This is a genomic window from Nonlabens sp., from assembly GCF_039941875.1.
In the GTDB taxonomy this organism is placed as follows: domain Bacteria; phylum Bacteroidota; class Bacteroidia; order Flavobacteriales; family Flavobacteriaceae; genus Nonlabens.
In genome coordinates this window covers 25,038-41,936 of record NZ_JBDVDQ010000009.1, presented here as the reverse complement: position 1 = coordinate 41,936, position 16,899 = coordinate 25,038, and the positions used below count along the sequence as shown (strand labels likewise).

The 16,899-nt window shown below is 36.7% G+C and carries 12 protein-coding genes and 1 tRNA gene; 11 read left to right on the top strand and 2 right to left on the bottom strand.

What is annotated here, in order from left to right:
* The first annotated feature begins 79 nt into the window (after positions 1-79).
* Positions 80-150, top strand: a tRNA-Gln gene (locus ABJF08_RS05450).
* Positions 151-223: 73 nt separating this feature from the next.
* Here the strand turns inward: ABJF08_RS05450 and ABJF08_RS05445 are convergent.
* Positions 224-1,045 carry a universal stress protein gene (locus tag ABJF08_RS05445; protein WP_348115058.1) on the bottom strand — a complete coding sequence of 274 codons (822 nt, stop codon included), beginning with the start codon at positions 1,043-1,045 and terminating at the stop codon, positions 224-226.
* A 150-nt stretch (positions 1,046-1,195) separates the two neighbouring features.
* Here ABJF08_RS05445 and rimP point away from each other — a divergent pair, with 150 nt between their 5' ends.
* Genes rimP through infB form a run of 3 tightly spaced genes read left to right on the top strand, consistent with a single transcriptional unit; the run spans position 1,196 to position 5,837 of the window.
* Positions 1,196-1,663 carry a ribosome assembly cofactor RimP gene (gene rimP, locus ABJF08_RS05440; protein ID WP_348115057.1) on the top strand — a complete coding sequence of 156 codons (468 nt, stop codon included), beginning with the start codon at positions 1,196-1,198 and terminating at the stop codon, positions 1,661-1,663.
* 8 nt (positions 1,664-1,671) lie between these two features.
* Positions 1,672-2,904 (top strand): transcription termination factor NusA, encoded by a 1,233-nt coding sequence (nusA, locus tag ABJF08_RS05435; protein WP_348115056.1) that lies wholly within the window; start codon positions 1,672-1,674, stop codon positions 2,902-2,904.
* A 32-nt stretch (positions 2,905-2,936) separates the two neighbouring features.
* Positions 2,937-5,837, top strand: coding sequence for a translation initiation factor IF-2 (gene infB / locus ABJF08_RS05430; protein WP_348115055.1), 2,901 nt, complete (start codon positions 2,937-2,939; stop codon positions 5,835-5,837).
* An 841-nt stretch (positions 5,838-6,678) separates the two neighbouring features.
* On the opposite strand, the gene ABJF08_RS05425 is transcribed toward infB, so the two are convergent.
* On the bottom strand, positions 6,679-7,053 hold the full coding sequence (locus ABJF08_RS05425) for a translation initiation factor IF-2 (RefSeq protein WP_348115054.1): 375 nt from the start codon (positions 7,051-7,053) through the stop codon (positions 6,679-6,681).
* Between the two features lie 225 nt (positions 7,054-7,278).
* Between ABJF08_RS05425 and ABJF08_RS05420 the strand changes: the two genes are divergently transcribed.
* From ABJF08_RS05420 to ABJF08_RS05390, 7 genes are read left to right on the top strand one after another with little or no spacing between them, the layout of a single operon-like run.
* A complete protein-coding gene (locus ABJF08_RS05420; protein WP_348115053.1) occupies positions 7,279-8,577 on the top strand; it encodes a c-type cytochrome in 1,299 nt (432 codons plus the stop codon).
* 20 nt (positions 8,578-8,597) lie between these two features.
* Positions 8,598-11,666, top strand: a complete 3,069-nt coding sequence (locus tag ABJF08_RS05415) for a TAT-variant-translocated molybdopterin oxidoreductase (protein ID WP_348115052.1) — start codon at positions 8,598-8,600, stop codon at positions 11,664-11,666.
* Between the two features lie 27 nt (positions 11,667-11,693).
* Positions 11,694-13,130 (top strand): NrfD/PsrC family molybdoenzyme membrane anchor subunit, encoded by a 1,437-nt coding sequence (nrfD, locus tag ABJF08_RS05410; RefSeq protein ID WP_348115051.1) that lies wholly within the window; start codon positions 11,694-11,696, stop codon positions 13,128-13,130.
* Between the two features lie 12 nt (positions 13,131-13,142).
* Positions 13,143-13,676: a DUF3341 domain-containing protein gene (locus tag ABJF08_RS05405; protein ID WP_104514480.1), complete on the top strand. Its 534-nt coding sequence runs from the start codon at positions 13,143-13,145 to the stop codon at positions 13,674-13,676.
* Positions 13,676-14,380, top strand: coding sequence for a cytochrome c (locus ABJF08_RS05400; protein WP_348115050.1), 705 nt, complete (start codon positions 13,676-13,678; stop codon positions 14,378-14,380). The genes ABJF08_RS05405 and ABJF08_RS05400 overlap by 1 nt, the downstream gene beginning before the upstream one ends.
* Positions 14,381-14,401: 21 nt before the next feature.
* On the top strand, positions 14,402-15,799 hold the full coding sequence (locus tag ABJF08_RS05395) for a quinol:cytochrome C oxidoreductase (RefSeq protein WP_348115049.1): 1,398 nt from the start codon (positions 14,402-14,404) through the stop codon (positions 15,797-15,799).
* A gap of 21 nt (positions 15,800-15,820) precedes the next feature.
* Complete coding sequence (locus tag ABJF08_RS05390) at positions 15,821-16,897, top strand: cytochrome c oxidase subunit II (RefSeq protein WP_348115048.1); 1,077 nt, start codon at positions 15,821-15,823, stop codon at positions 16,895-16,897.
* Positions 16,898-16,899: the final 2 nt, after the last annotated feature.

Here is a 16,899-nt window from a genome sequence, read left to right as displayed (position 1 = left end):
CTTTAATCAAAAACTTATTTAAATTTTTTCGATTTTTTTTTGTGAGATTTAAGAAATGTTATAAATTTGCACTCGATTTTGTCCCATGGTGTAATGGTAACACTTCGGTTTTTGGTACCGTCATTCAAGGTTCGAATCCTTGTGGGACAACAATTAAATCCTGATTCTTAATTGAATCAGGATTTTTTGGTTTTAATAGTTTCGCTTTCGCGAAAGCGAAATGTTACTTAATTCTAAATGTAACTACTGGTAAGCTAGAGTGGTTCACTATATCTTCACTGACGCTTCCATTGAAAAAGTGTGATAGTCCGCGGCGGCCATGAGTAGCCATTCCTATTAGATCTCCTTTAACGTCTTTAGTGTAGTTAAATACACCCTCTTCCACAGAGCTGTCATTATATATAACGTAGTCTGCTGGTTGTACGTTTACATTTTTTAAATATGCGGTAACCTTTTCTTCTGCTTGTCTAGTGCTAAGGAATTGAGAAGGAGTGTTTACATATAGTAAATGAAGGTTGCATTTAGTTTTTTCGGCAAATACTGCAGCTTCTTTTAATGCGCTTGTGGAATTAGGGTCTAAATCTGTTGCAAATACGAAGTCGTTTACATCTAATCTGTTTTTACGATCTTTTACCACTAGAACAGGAACCTCAGAATTTCGAACAACTTTCTCTGCATTAGAACCTATGAACATATTTTTAATACCATCTGTACCGTGACTACCCATTACAATAAGGTCCGCATTGTGTCTTTTTACAGTGTCCATAATTCCGCTAAATGCGGCTCCTGTTTCTACATCACCATGAATGGTAACGCCTTTTAAAAAGTCTGCGTTTAATAGATTGTCAAATTTTTCTTTGGCTAGCTTCATAAAAAATACGGCCTCTGGTAAATTTGAACTTCCATTATTTGCAAGGTGTAGTGGAAGGTCTAGTTGGTGGAGTAAAAATAATTCTCCATCATTTTCTCTTGCTATATCAGCAGCCACTCTCAGTGCGTTTTCGGCTTGTATGGAGAAATCTGTAGGTACGATGATCTTTTTCATAATGGTAGTTTTTTATATCACTTAAAGATACAAAAAAATAGCATGTTTATCACTCTGTTTTTTAAGGCTTTGGAAATGCTTAAAAAAACAGTATATTTGCAAAGTATTTAAACAAGTATGAGGGGACTAAAGTCCCCTCTTTTTATAAATATGTTGAAAGATAAAGTAGAAAAATTATTAAACGAAGCGTTTGAAGAACGTCCAGATATCTTTTTGATTGATTTCAAAATGGGTGCTGGGAACGAGATCAAAGTCATTATAGATGGCGATGACGGTGTGAAACTGTCTGATTGTATGTTTTTTTCTAGAGCGGTAGAGCACAATTTAGATCGAGAAGAATATGATTTTTCTATAGAGGTTCTAAGTGCAGGTGCTTCTTCTCCTTTAAGTTCTCCTAGGCAGTTTGTTAAAAATATCGGTAGAGATGTTCAAATAACAGATAGGGAAAAGAGAACTGAAACTGGTTTGTTAAAAAAAGCAGATAAGGAAGAGGTTACTATTACATGGAAAGCTCGTGAGCCTAAGCCGATAGGTAAAGGGAAAGTTACTGTTGAAAAAGAGTGGACTTTGAGCTATGAAGACGTGAAGCAAGCAAAAGTTGTTATAAAATTTAATTAAGAAGTAGTATGGAAAATCTCGCATTGATCGAGTCTTTTTCTGAGTTTAAAGATGATAAAATGATAGATCGTGTCACGTTGATGGCGATCTTGGAAGATGTGTTTAGAGCCGCTTTGAAAAGAAAGTATGGTGAAGATGACAACTTTGATATTATTATCAATCCTGATAAAGGTGATTTAGAGATATGGCGTAATCGTGTTGTTGTGGCTGATGATGAAGTAGAAGATGATAATTCTGAGATTTCATTAACAGAAGCTCAGAAAATCGAGCCTGATTATGAGGTTGGTGAAGACGTTGCAGAAGAAGTAAAGCTTATTCAATTAGGACGTAGAGCGATTCTTGCTTTAAGACAGAATCTTATTGCGAAGATTCATGAGCATGATAATACTAATGTCTTTAAACATTTTAAAGAGTTAGAAGGTCAGCTTTATAGTGCTGAGGTTCATCACATAAGACATAGAGCAATTATATTGTTAGATGATGATGGTAATGAGATAATCATGCCTAAGGACAGACAGATTCCATCTGACTTCTTTAGAAAAGGTGAAAATGTACGTGGTGTTATTGAGAGTGTAGAATTAAGAGGTAATAAGCCTAATATTATTCTATCAAGAACATCTCCTAAGTTTTTAGAGAAGCTTTTTGAACAAGAGATTCCAGAAGTATTTGACGGTGTTATATCTGTTAAAGCTGTTGTAAGGGAGCCTGGTGAAAAAGCTAAGGTTGCTGTTGATAGTTATGATGACCGTATAGATCCTGTAGGTGCTTGTGTAGGTGTTAAGGGTTCTCGTATTCATGGAATAGTTCGTGAATTAGGGAATGAAAACATAGATGTAATTAACTTTACGGCCAATACGCAACTTTATATAGCGAGAGCTTTAAGTCCTGCAAAGATTGTTTCTATGGTAATCAACGAAGAGACTAAAAAGGCAGAAGTGCGTTTGAGTCCTGAAGAGGTTTCTAAGGCGATAGGTCGTAGAGGTCACAATATAAGACTAGCTGGTAAGCTAACTGGCTACGACATCGATGTGATAAGAGAGGGTGCTGAAGAAGATGTAGAGTTAACCGAATTTACCGATGTTATCGATGGATGGGTTATTGAAGAATTGAGTAAGATAGGATTGGACACTGCCAAAAGTGTTCTAGAGCAAGACGTTGCTGACTTAATAAAACGTACAGATCTTGAGGAGGAAACCGTTTTAGACGTTGTTAGAATCCTGAGAGCAGAATTTGAAGATTAGATTAGAAATTAAAGTCAATCCTGAACCATTTTATGGCCGAAGTAAAAAACATGAGACTCAACAAAGTTCTAAGAGAATTTAATATTTCTCTAGACCGTGCTGTGGAGTATCTTAATTCTAAAGGAATTGAGATAGAGGCTCGCCCTACCACAAAAATAGATGCTAGCGTCTATAAAGCACTTGCTGATGAGTTTCAAACTGACAAGAGCAAAAAAGTAGCCTCAAAGGAAGTAGGTGCTGAACGTCGCAAGGAACAAGAAGAATTGCGATTGCAGCGAGAAAAAGAACTTGAGGAAAAACAAAAGAGACAACAAGAGGTTATAAAAGCTAAGGCTTCTATAGGTGGTCCTAAACAAGTAGGTAAAGTTGATCTGGATGCTGGTAAGAAAGCAGAAAAGACGACTAAAGTACCTGAAAAGGCTGTTGAGGCTGTTGTTAAGGAAGTGTCTCCTAAGGCTGAGAAAGCTAGTGTTGCTCCTCCTAAAGAAAAAACCGATTCTGAAGAGTCTAAAGAAGTCGCTCAGGTTTCTAATAGACCTAAAGCAATGGGTACAACCTTAAAAGGTAAAATTGATTTAGATGCAAATAAGAGATCTAAACCTAAGAAGAAGCCTGAGGCATCTAAAAAGGTAGAGGGGTCTAAGAATGTTGCTAAGTCTAAACCGAAGACAGAGGCTGTTTCTCCTAAAGCAAAGTCTAAAGTTGAAGAGGTAGCTAAAGAGGCTAAGCAGCCTAAGCCAGCTACTAAGTCACCTGATGCTGCTAAGGCCGAGCCAGTAGAGGCGGTTAATTCGGAGCCAGAAGTTATTAAGACTGAGTATAAGAAATTAGGTGGTCTTAAAGTTACTGGTAAGAAAATTGACCTTTCTCAATTTGCTAAGCCTAAGAAAAAAGCTGCAGATACGAATAGAGGTAAGCGTAAGCGTATTTCAAAACCTGGAGGTTCTGGAGGTGGCGGTAATCGCTCTAATAATAGACGTGGCGGTAATAATAACAATACTGGACGTAAAAATATTGTTAAAGAGGAGCCTACAGATGAAGAAATCCAGAAGCAGGTAAGGGAGACTCTTGAGAAATTACAAGGTAAGTCTTCTAAGTCTAAAGCGGCTAGATACCGTAGAGATAAGAGAGAGAGTCACCGTGATAAAGTTGATGCTGCAGAGCAAGCTCAAGCAGAGGATAAGTCATTACAGGTAACGGAATTCGTTACTGTAAGTGATCTTTCTATTATGATGGATGTTCCTGTAAATAAAGTTATCGGTGCATGTATGTCTCTAGGGATGATGGTAACGATGAATCAAAGACTTGATGCTGAAACGATGTCTATCGTTGCTGAAGAGTTTGGCTTCGATGTAGAGTTCGTAAATGCGGATATAGAAGAAAGTGTTGCTGAAGTTTTAGATAATGAAGAAGATTTAGTTTCACGTGCACCTATTGTTACGGTAATGGGTCACGTAGATCACGGTAAAACATCTCTTCTAGATTATATTAGAAAAGAAAATGTTATTGCTGGTGAAAGCGGTGGTATTACACAGCACATAGGTGCATATGGGGTACAACTAGATAATGGCCAGAAAATAGCTTTCTTAGATACACCTGGTCACGAGGCTTTTACAGCGATGCGTGCTCGTGGTGCTCAAGTTACTGATATTGCAATTATTGTTGCTGCAGCAGATGATGATATCATGCCGCAGACTAAAGAGGCTATTTCCCATGCGCAAGCAGCAGGAGTACCTATAGTATTCGCAATTAACAAGATTGATAAGCCGCATGCAAACCCTGAAAAGATAAAAGAAGGTCTTGCACAAATGAATTTACTTGTAGAAGATTGGGGTGGTAAGATACAATCTCATGATATCTCTGCAAAAGTAGGTACTGGTGTTAAAGAATTACTTGAAAAAGTTTTACTTGAGGCAGAGTTACTAGATTTAAAAGCTAATCCTAACAAACCGGCAACTGGTACAGTGGTTGAGGCGTTCCTTGATAAAGGTCGTGGATATGTTTCTACTATACTTGTTCAAGCTGGGACATTAAAAGTTGGAGATTATGTTCTAGCTGGTCCTAGACATGGTAAGATTAAGGCGATGCAAGATGAGCGTGGTCATGATGTGCAAGAAGCTGGTCCTTCTACTCCTGTTTCAATACTAGGTTTAGATGGTGCTCCACAAGCTGGTGACAAGTTTAACGTATTCCAAGATGAGCGTGAAGCTAAGTCTATAGCAGCTAAGCGTACACAATTACAACGTGAGCAGTCTGTTCGTACTCAGAAAACATTATCACTTGATGAAATCGGTCGTCGTATCGCATTGGGAGACTTTAAAGAGCTTAACTTAATCCTTAAAGGTGATGTTGATGGATCTGTAGAGGCGTTAACTGATTCTTTCCAGAAATTATCTACGGAAGAAATTCAGGTTAATATCATACATAAGGCTGTTGGTGCGATTACTGAAAGTGATGTATTGCTTGCGACTGCATCTGATGCGATAATAATCGGATTTAATGTTCGTCCACAAGGTAATGCAAGAGTCGTAGCAGATAGAGAAGAAGTGGATATCCGTACTTATTCGATTATATATGATGCAATTAATGATCTTAAAGATGCGATGGAAGGAATGCTTTCTCCAGAGCTTAAAGAAGAGATTACTGGTAATGCAGAAGTTAGACAGACGTTTAAAATATCTAAAATTGGTACCATTGCAGGGTGCATGGTTACAGACGGTAAGATATTTAGAAATGGTGGTGTAAGGCTGATAAGAGATGGTGTTGTTGTTTATACAGGAGAACTTGTTGCGCTTAAACGTTTCAAAGATGACGTTAAGGAAGTTGCTAAAGGTTATGAATGTGGTATGCAGATTAAAAACTATAACGACTTACAAGAGGGTGATGTTTTAGAGTCCTTCCATGAAGTAGAGGTTAAGAAAACCTTGAAATAATAAGTTGTATCTTGAGTATATAAAAAGCGTCTTCATGAAAATGAAGACGCTTTTTTTTGTTCGCAATAATGTCTTATTTGTTTTTGAATACTTTAATCTTAAAGATCTATTGATTTAGGTAATTGTGTTCAATGCTATTATATGGCAATTTTAAATTTGAGTCTATATTTGAATTCGTTGGTTTTGTAATTAAAGTGTTATTTCCTATCGTTGGTGATATTAGGTGTTATTTAATCTTTATAAAACTTTTGGTATATGTAGTGTATTGTCCATTAGAATAGATAATAGTGTAAACGCTTTGATTGTATTTTATAGCTAAAATGATTTTATAGAGGCTTGTCATTTTACCATAGATTTAGGAGTTATAAATGTAAAGTTGATGCTGCCTTGAAGGATGGATTACGTTTGTGGTTGGGTCTTTACATTGTATGTGTTCTAATTTTATAGAACTATCTGTAAATCCGTATTTTCGACTATCTCAACTCGGCTGTGGTTTATTAATTCTATTTGGTAATTTATTGTGAAGTCTGTATTTAAGAAAATGAATCAAAATGTGTGATTAACTAGTTAGGTTTTTAGTGATCGTCTTATGATTATATTATGAATTATATAATTTAGTTGAGATGTTAGTTTCTGTATTTGGTTATGATAGAATTGTTATATGTATAGTCTTTGCAATTAATGGTTGTATTGAATCTTGTAAGCTTGGATCTAATCAATGGGATGTGGTCTAATTGTTTATTAGAATTTGAACAAGGTAGGTTTATAAAGAAAAAGCTCAATGATAATGGTGTCATTGAGCTTTTTGTTATTGTTTAGAACGGTATCTTGTTGGAGATATTTAAGGTTTTAGAATAAGCGCATTGGAATATTTTTCTTTTATTTTAAGTAGTGCTCTCTCTGCTTCTAATCTGCTTCTGTATGTTCCTACACATATCTTGTGATAAGGATGTTCCCAAGTTAATTCAGATTTCCATTCGTGATTTAAAGCATCATATTGACGTTTTGTTGCGATGGCTTTGTTCCTTTCACCGTAAAAAATTTGTATGGTATAGTGTTCTTTAAAGTCACCAGATTTATCCATGGCGATTTTTGTAGAAACTAAGGCATCTATTTTTTGCTTATCAATTTGCTTTGATTCTTGTGCAATTCCTTGAAATGCAACACCGAACATGGTTAGGCTTACCATTAAAATTTGTATTTTTTTTCTAGACATAGCGTGTGTTCTCTTATTGTTAGCTTTCGCGAAAGCGAATCTATTTAGAATAGTTATAAATTATTTTCTTCATTTTATTCACGGGCAAAAATAAACGATTTATGACCTATTTTTGCGGAAGCATTTACGATACGGTAAAATACTGTAATTATTGTGCCAAAGTTATAGTAATATTCATTAAGCGAGATGATAAATAGGAAATTACATTTTTCCGCATGGCAGTTCATGCTAGCGTTTGTTTTCGTGACACTAGGTTCTATTAGTGTTTACGGACAAGATGCTACCACCTCAGAAGGTGAGCCAGCGGCGCCTGTAGAAGCTACTAGTGGTGGAGACGCTACTTTAGGAGAGGCTCTTTTTAAAGCTAATTGTGCATCGTGTCACAAATTGTACAAAAAAGCGGTCGGTCCGGCGCTTTTTCAGGTTAGTCAACGTCACGATAGAGAGTGGCTTTACAGTTGGATTAAGAACTCAACGGCTTTAATTGCGACAGGAGATGCTGAGGCAGTAGCTATTTACAACGAGTTTAATCAGTCTAACATGAATGCTTTCCCACAGCTTTCTAATACTGATATCGATAATATTATAGCTTATACTGATACTGAAAAGCCAACGCCTACTGATGATACTGCGGTTGGTCAAGCTGGTGCTGGTGATGTTTCTGGAGGATCTTCGATCTCTAATAATATTATACTAGGTGCGCTAGCGGTAGTTTTATTACTGTTAGTAGTGTTGCTAATTGTGGTAAACAAAACGTTAAAAAGATTTGCAGAAGCTAACGGTATTCAAACAGAATTTGAAAAAGAAGAACGTACTCCTATATGGAAGGCATTTGTTCAAAATCAATTTTTAGTTTTAGTGACTGCGATATTCTTATTGTTAGCAAGTGCGTATTTCGCATATGGCGCTCTAATGAGTGTGGGTGTTGATCAAGGTTATGCGCCGGTTCAACCTATTCATTATTCTCACAGAATACATGCTGGATCTAATGAGATAGATTGTAAATATTGTCACTCTAGTGCTCGTGAGTCTAAGCACTCTGGCATTCCTTCGTTAAATGTTTGTATGAATTGTCATAAATCTATCGGTGAGGTAGCAGATGCTACTTATAAAGAAGGTATCGATGAATATGGGATTGATTATAATAAGGAGATTCAGAAACTGTACGCAGCTACTGGTTGGGATAGTGATGAGCAGAAGTTTGTTGGTGAAGAGAGCCCTGTAAGATGGGTGCGTATCCATAACTTACCAGATCTTGCATATTTTAATCACGCACAACACGTTACTGCTGGTAAGATTGCTTGTCAAACTTGTCACGGTCCTGTTGAGGAAATGGAAGTGATGTATCAATATTCACCATTAACTATGGGATGGTGTATCAACTGTCACCGTGAGACTAATGTAGATCTTCAGGGTAATGGATATTATGAACAAATTCACAAAGAACTTTCTGAAGCTCGTGGTGGTCGTCAATTGACTATCGCAGATTTAGGAGGACTTGAATGTGGTAAATGCCACTATTAATAACATAGTTTTAGATATTTATGGCTACTACTAAGAAATACTGGAAAAGCACTGCGCAACTTGATGATAGCAATGAGATTGTAAAAAATCTTGAGCAGAATGAGTTTGCGAGTCCTATTCCTTCTGATGAGTTTTTAGGAAATGATGAGGCGATGGAGTCTTCTAGCACTTCACGACGTGATTTTCTAAAGTATGTTGGTTTCAGTACTGCGGCAGCATCGCTAGCAGCATGTGAAGGACCAGTAATATACTCTGTGCCTTACGTTAATCAACCAGAGCAAATCATTCCTGGAATGGCTAACTATTATGCGACAACGATCGCAAATGGTTATGATTTTGCTAGTATATTGGTTAAAACTCGTGAAGGTCGTCCTATTAAGATAGAGAGTAATAAGGATGCGATGTATCGCGGTCATGCAAATGCTCGTGTTCATGCCTCTGTGTTATCTTTATATGACAACAATAGATTGAAAACTCCTATGATTAAAGGAGTTGAGTCTAATTGGGAAGAGTTTGATAAGCAAGTTGCAAATCAATTGACTTCATTAAATGGAAAGGAGTTAGTTGTGTTATCGCAAACTTTTGCTAGTCCATCAATGAATAAGATCTTTTCACAGTTAAAAGGTAAGTATTCTAATGTACGTGTCGTTACTTATGACGCTGTAGGTGAAGAAGCTGCTCTTGCTGCTTTTGAAGCTAGATATGGATCGAGGGCATTAGCTGATTATGATTTTATAGATGCAGAAACTATAGTTTCTATAGGTGCCGATTTTGTAGGTGACTGGCAAGGTGGAGGATTTGATAAGGGTTATGCAAAATCTCGCGTTCCTAAGAACGGTAAAATGTCTCAACATATCCAGTATGAATCTAATTTATCTTTATCTGGTTCTAATGCTGATAGACGTTATCCTGTAACGCCGACTGAACAAAAAAATATTATTGCTGCATTATATAGCAAAATAGTAGGTGGAGGAGCAAATGTTTCTTTATCTGATAAAGTAGCTAAATCTGTGGAGCAAACAGCTATTAGTCTTAAGCGTGCTGGTAGTAAAGCTGTTGTTCTTTGTGGTATTCCTGATCAGGCAGCTCATCAATTAACTATTGCTATAAATGAAGCTTTAAGATCAACTATTGTTGATACAGACGCTCCTATCTTGACTCGTCAGGGTAACCGTTCTTCTGTGGATGCATTGGTTAAGGATATGAATGCTGGTAAGGTAGGTGCTATTTTTATTGCAGGTGTTGATCCTGTATATAGTTATGATGATAGTGACGCTTTCGCGAAAGCGTTAGAAAAAGTAGCTCTTAGAGTATCTTTTGCATCTTCTATGAATGCAACTGCTGAAAAATGTAATTATGTTGCTACTACTCCTCATTATCTTGAATCTTGGGGTGATACTGAAATAAAGAAAGGTCATGTGTATTTAACGCAGCCTACTATAAATCCTATTTTTAAGACTAGACAGTTACAAGACACTTTATTAAAATGGTCTGGTAGTACTGAATCTTACAAAGATTTCTTAAAAGATACTTCTGCTGCTGCAGGTTCTAGCTGGAATCAGTCATTACAAGATGGTTTTTATAAAACATCTGTTGTTGTTTCTGAGTCTGGTGAGGATGTTGAGCGCGAAGTGATAAGTAACTCTGCTGCTTTAAGTGCTATGGCTAGTGCTAAAAAGCCTTCTGGTTATGAGCTTACTTTATATACTAAAACTGGTTTAGGTGATGGTGTTATGGCAAATAACCCATGGTTACAAGAATTGCCGGATCCTATTACTAGAACGACTTGGGATAATTACGTAACTATCTCTCAAGTAGATGCTGAGAAAGTAGGTGTAGTTAATGAAAATGTAGCAAACGGTGCTCTTGATGGAACATATGTAACGGTAACGTTAGATGGTGTACAAAGAAAATTGCCTGCTCTTATTCAGCCAGGACAAGCCGCTGGTACTATCGGTATAGCTTTAGGTTATGGTCAGACAGCTGCTATTCAAGAAGAAATGCAGACAGGTGTAAATGCTTATCCTTTCTATAAGAACGGTGTTGCAGTTCAAACTGTTTCTGTGAAGGATGCAGGTGGTACACATGAGTTTGCTTGTACTCAATTACAAAATACTATGATGGGTCGCGATATTATTCGTGAGACTGATCTAGAAACATATAGAACCGGTAATAAGGATAACTTTAATCCTATGCCTGAGGTTTCTTTAAACCATGTTGAAACTCCGGTTACTTCTCCAGATGTTGATCTTTGGGAAAGTTTTGATAGATCTGTAGGTCATCATTTTAATATGTCTATCGATTTAAATGCATGTACCGGTTGTGGTGCTTGTGTTATTGCTTGTCATGCAGAGAACAATGTTCCTGTTGTTGGAAAGACTGAGGTTAGAAAATCTCGTGATATGCACTGGTTACGTATAGATAGATATTACTCTTCAGAAGATAGTTTTGAGGCTGATGAAGCTAAGAAAGATGGTTTTGATGGGTTATTCGGTGATAATGGTTCGTTAGGTGGTTTTGGAGAGTTGGAAGTTCCAGCTGATAATCCACAAGTGGCTTTCCAGCCGGTGATGTGTCAGCACTGTAATCACGCACCTTGTGAAACTGTATGTCCAGTAGCTGCATCTTCTCATGGTCGTCAAGGTCAAAATCACATGGCTTATAACCGTTGTGTAGGTACTCGTTATTGTGCAAACAACTGTCCTTATAAGGTTCGTAGATTTAACTGGTTCTTATATAATGGTAACGATGAGTTTGATTATCATATGAACAACGATTTAGGTCGTATGGTTATTAATCCAGATGTTACTGTAAGGAGTCGTGGTGTAATGGAGAAATGTTCTCTATGTATGCAAATGACTCAAATGACTATTCTTGAAGCTAAGAAAGACGGTCGCATGATTAAAGATGGTGAATTTGCTACGGCATGTTCTAATGCTTGTTCAAGTGGTGCGATAACCTTCGGAGATATCAATGATAAAGAATCTGAGATTTTTAAAGTGAAACAACAAGACCGTATGTATCACCTATTAGAAGAAGTGGGAACTGAACCTAATGTGATGTATCAGGTTAAAGTGAGAAACGTATAATTAACTAGCAAAACTAATCAAGATATTATGGCTCATTATGAAGCGTCCATAAGAAGACCTCTCGTTACAGGAGATAAAACATATTCTGATGTAACAAGGGATATAGCGGCACCAGTAGAAGGTGTGGCAAATAAGCAATGGTGGATTGTGTTTACAATCGCTCTTATTGCATTTCTTTATGGATTAGGATGTATTACTTATACGATCTCTACTGGTATTGGAGTTTGGGGATTGAACAAGACCATCGGTTGGGCTTGGGATATTACTAACTTTGTATGGTGGGTAGGAATCGGTCACGCAGGAACGTTAATTTCTGCAGTACTTTTATTATTTCGTCAAAAATGGAGAATGGCGATTAACCGCTCTGCAGAGGCGATGACTATTTTCTCTGTAATTCAAGCTGGTTTATTCCCTATTATTCACATGGGACGTCCATGGTTAGCTTATTGGGTTTTACCTATTCCTAATCAATTTGGTTCTTTATGGGTAAACTTTAATTCGCCATTACTTTGGGATGTATTTGCAATTTCAACTTACCTTTCTGTATCATTAGTATTTTGGTGGACTGGTTTGCTACCTGATTTTGCTATGATCCGTGATAGAGCTATAACTCCTTTTAATAAGAAGATCTACGGAATACTTTCTTTCGGTTGGTCTGGTCGTGCAAAAGACTGGCAACGTTTTGAAGAAGTATCTTTAGTTCTTGCAGGTCTTGCAACACCACTAGTACTTTCGGTTCACACTATTGTATCTTTTGACTTTGCTACCTCTGTTATACCAGGATGGCATACAACGATTTTCCCTCCTTACTTTGTTGCTGGAGCGATCTTCTCTGGTTTTGCTATGGTAAATACACTTCTTATTATTATGAGAAAAGTATGTCACCTAGAGAACTACATTACTTTGCAACATATTGAATTAATGAACATAGTAATTATGATTACTGGTTCTATAGTAGGTGTTGCATATATTACTGAATTATTTGTGGCGTGGTACTCAGGTGTTGAGTATGAACAATATGCTTTCTTGAACAGGGCGACTGGTCCTTACTGGTGGGCTTATTGGGCTATGATGACTTGTAATGTGTTCTCTCCTCAGTTTATGTGGTTCAAGAAATTAAGAACTAGTATTATGTTCTCTTTTGCTATTTCTATTGTAGTAAACATAGGAATGTGGTTTGAGCGTTTTGTAATTATTGTGACTTCTTTGCATAGAGATTATCTTCCATCATCTTGGACTATGTTTTCACCAACGTTTGTCGATATAGGTATCTTCATAGGTACCATTGGGTTCTTCTTTGTACTTTTCTTATTGTACTCTAGAACTTTCCCTGTTATTGCACAAGCAGAAGTGAAATCTATACTTAAAGCTAGTGGTAGTAAGTACAAGACTTTGAGAGAAAATAAAATGAAGTCTAACGCAGGAGCTTCTTCAGGAGACCCTATCGCTCATCCAGGCGAGTAGAACTAAGATATTATGTCAACAAAAATTATACACGCTTTATATACTGATGACGATGTTTTGCTACAGGCAGTAAAACAAGTTAGAGATAAGCATTACCATATTGATGAAATATTCACACCATTTCCTGTACATGGTCTAGAAAAAGCTATGGGAATTGCAGATACTCGCCTTGCGATTAATGCTTTCTTATATGGAATAGTAGGTTTGTGTGTAGCAACTGCTATGATGAATTATATAATGATAGAAGACTGGCCACAGAATATAGGTGGTAAACCTAGTTTCTCATATTTGGAAAACTTACCAGCCTTTGTACCTATCATGTTTGAGTTAACAGTATTTTTTGCAGCTCACTTAATGGTTATCACTTTTTATATGAGAAGTAGATTATGGCCATTTAAGAAAGCTGAAAATCCTGATGTAAGAACGACTGATGATCATTTCCTTATGGAGATTGATACACATGGTGCTGATGTTGAAGAAGCGACAAAGTTTCTTTATGACACTGGTGCAGTAGAGATAAAATTAATAGACAAAGAAGCGCACTAATGAATAGATCTGTAAAAACGTTCTTGTTTGCATTTGCTTCAATTCTTGTTGTTTCCTGTGGAGGAGATGATAAGTCGACAGCAACTGATTCAAATAGAAGTGTTCAGTATTTCCCTAACATGTATGAGTCTGCAGGTTATGAGGCTTATCAAGAAGGAGAGATATTTCCTGGAAATGTAGAAGCTCAATTACCTGTTGAAGGTACAGTTTCTAGAGGGTGGATGCCATATGATTATGATAACACTAATGATGGTTACGCTTCCGCGAAAGCGAACTTGAAAAATCCTCTTCCATATACTGAAGCTAATTTAACTAACGGTGAAGCTCTTTTTGGAATTTACTGTGCTATATGTCACGGTAAAAAAGGTGATGGACAAGGTACTTTGGTTAAATCTGAAAAGATATTAGGAGTTCCTAGCTATGATGCTCGTGATATTTCACAAGGTTCTATTTATCATGTTATGTATTATGGTATAAATTACATGGGATCTTATGCTGCTCAAACTTCTATTGAAGAGAGATGGCAAATAGCACATCATGTAGATGCTTTAACTAGAGATTTAAAAGGTCAGGCTCGTCAAGAGTTTGTTACTGAAACTTCTAAGGAAGATGAAATGGCGATGATGGATGTACACCACGATGAGGATGCTCACAGTGTTGATGATCACGCTACAGAAAACGAACCAACAACTGAAGGGCATTAAGCCCTAGTAGATATTGTATATATGTATAAGGTAACAAGCAAATTAAAAATTGTAGCATTCTCTCTTATTATCATAGGAGCACTGCTAACTGCGGTAGGATTTTGGCAAGTACCAGCTTCTCAAGATGCAGTTAAAGAAATGCTTGCAAAGGAAGCAGCACACGGTGGTGGGCATGCTGAAGAAAGTAATGAACATCATGATGTTGCAACTGTATCTCATGGTGACGCTAGTCATGACTCTTCTGTTTCAGGGGAACATCATGGAGAATCTGCTCATGGTGGTAGTCATGAAGATGAGCATGCAGAGCATGTATATCATCAATTACAGAACAGACCTTGGTCAGCAGTTTATGTAGCAGCTTTCTTTTTCTTTATGATAGGTTTAGGAGCTCTTGCTTTCCACGCGGTTCAAAAGGCAGCTCAAGCAGGATGGTCTCCAGTGTTATTTAGAGTTATGGAAGGTGTGAGTAGTTACATTTTACCAGGAGGTATTATTATGTTTCTTCTTCTTTTAGCAACTGGGTTAGGAGCTAATCATATTTTTATCTGGATGAATGAAGGTGTAGATGTTGTAGGTCATGAAAATTATGATGCAATTGTAGCAGGTAAAACAGGCTTCTTGAATGTTCCTTTCTGGTTATTCAGAGCTGGTGCTTTTCTTGTCGGTTGGAATATCTATCGATGGAACATTAGAAAATTTGGTTTAAAGCAAGATGAAGCTAAGGATGGTGACATTGCTTGGTATAAAAAAGGCTTTAAGCACAGTGCTATGTTCTTAGTATTCTTCATAGTAACAGAGTCTATTATGTCTTGGGACTGGATAATGAGCTTTGATCCACATTGGTTCTCAACTTTATTCGGTTGGTATGTATTTGCAAGTATGTTTGTATCTGCTATTACTGCGATTGCCTTGGTTACCATTTTCTTAAAATCTAAAGGTTACTTAGAATTTGTAAATGATTCTCATATTCATGATTTAGCTAAATTCATGTTTGGTATCAGTATCTTTTGGACTTACTTATGGTTCTCACAATTTATGTTGATCTGGTACTCTAACATTCCGGAAGAAGTAACTTACTTCGTAACTCGTATTGAAGATTATAATATAGTATTCTTCGGTATGGTTGCTATCAACTTCTTATTCCCATTATTGATTCTTATGAATTCTGACTTTAAACGTATCAACTGGTTTGTAGTAACTGCTGGTTTGTTTATAATAATAGGTCACTATTTAGATATTTATGTTATGGTTATGCCTTCTACGGTAGGTGAATCTTGGTTTATAGGTTTCCCGGAAATAGGTTCGTTCTTATTTTTCGCTGGTCTATTTATCTTTTATGTATTCCATACGATATCAAAAGCTCCTTTATTAGTTAAAGGTGATCCTTATCTAGGAGAGAGTAAACATTTCCATTATTAAAACCCATAGAAAACAACTGTAATGACAGCATTTCTAATCATATTTATAGCAGCCCTTTTTGCGATCTCTGTATGGCAAATATCTAAAATCGTTAATTTAGGTAAATCTCCTGAACACGATGCTGAAGCAGCGGAAGTAGCAAACGACTCTGATAATAAACGTCAAGGTCAAATGATGCTTGTTTTTGTAATAGCCATGTACATCATGATGATTGCATGTTTCGTAGGGTATCAAGATTATTTCCTTCCAGATGCAGCTTCTGCACATGGAGCAGATTATGATAACTTATTACTTCTAACAACTGTAGTTATTATGGTTGTACAAGTTTTAACGCAAGGTCTACTTCACTTTTTCTCATATAAATATCACGGTAGAAAAGGTCAAAAGGCTTTATTCTATGCAGATAACGATAGACTCGAGTTTATTTGGACAGCGATTCCAGTTGTTGTATTAGCTGGTTTAATTCTTTGGGGCTTATTTTCTTGGAATGATATCATGGATGCAAATACTGATGATGATCCTTTAATAGTGGAGGTATATGCTTATCAATTCGGTTGGAAAGTAAGATACAGTGGTGCGGATAATACTTTAGGAGACGCAAATGTACGTTTCATTGAAGGTCAGAATGTAATCGGTATCGACCCTACAGATAAAGACGGTATGGATGATAGAGTTGGTTCAGAATTACATTTACCTGTTAACAGACCTGTTATCTTTAAATTCAGAAGTCAGGATGTTTTACATTCAGCTTATATGCCTCATTTTAGAGCTCAAATGAATGTTGTGCCAGGAATGGTTACTCAGTTTAAATTCACTCCTTCAGTTACTTCTGAAGATTATAAGTCAACTGAATTTATGACTGAAAAAGTTCGTAAGATTAATGAAATTAGACGACAAAAAAGTAAAGAGTTAGTAGCTGAAGGTGATGTGGCGTTAGATCCATATGAATTTGAATACTATCTTCTTTGTAATAAAATTTGTGGAGCTTCTCATTACAACATGCAAATGAAGATCGTTGTAGAAAGTGAAGAAGACTACAATGAGTGGTTAGAAACACAACAAACTTTTGAAAAAACTTTAGCTAACGCTGAAAACTAGAA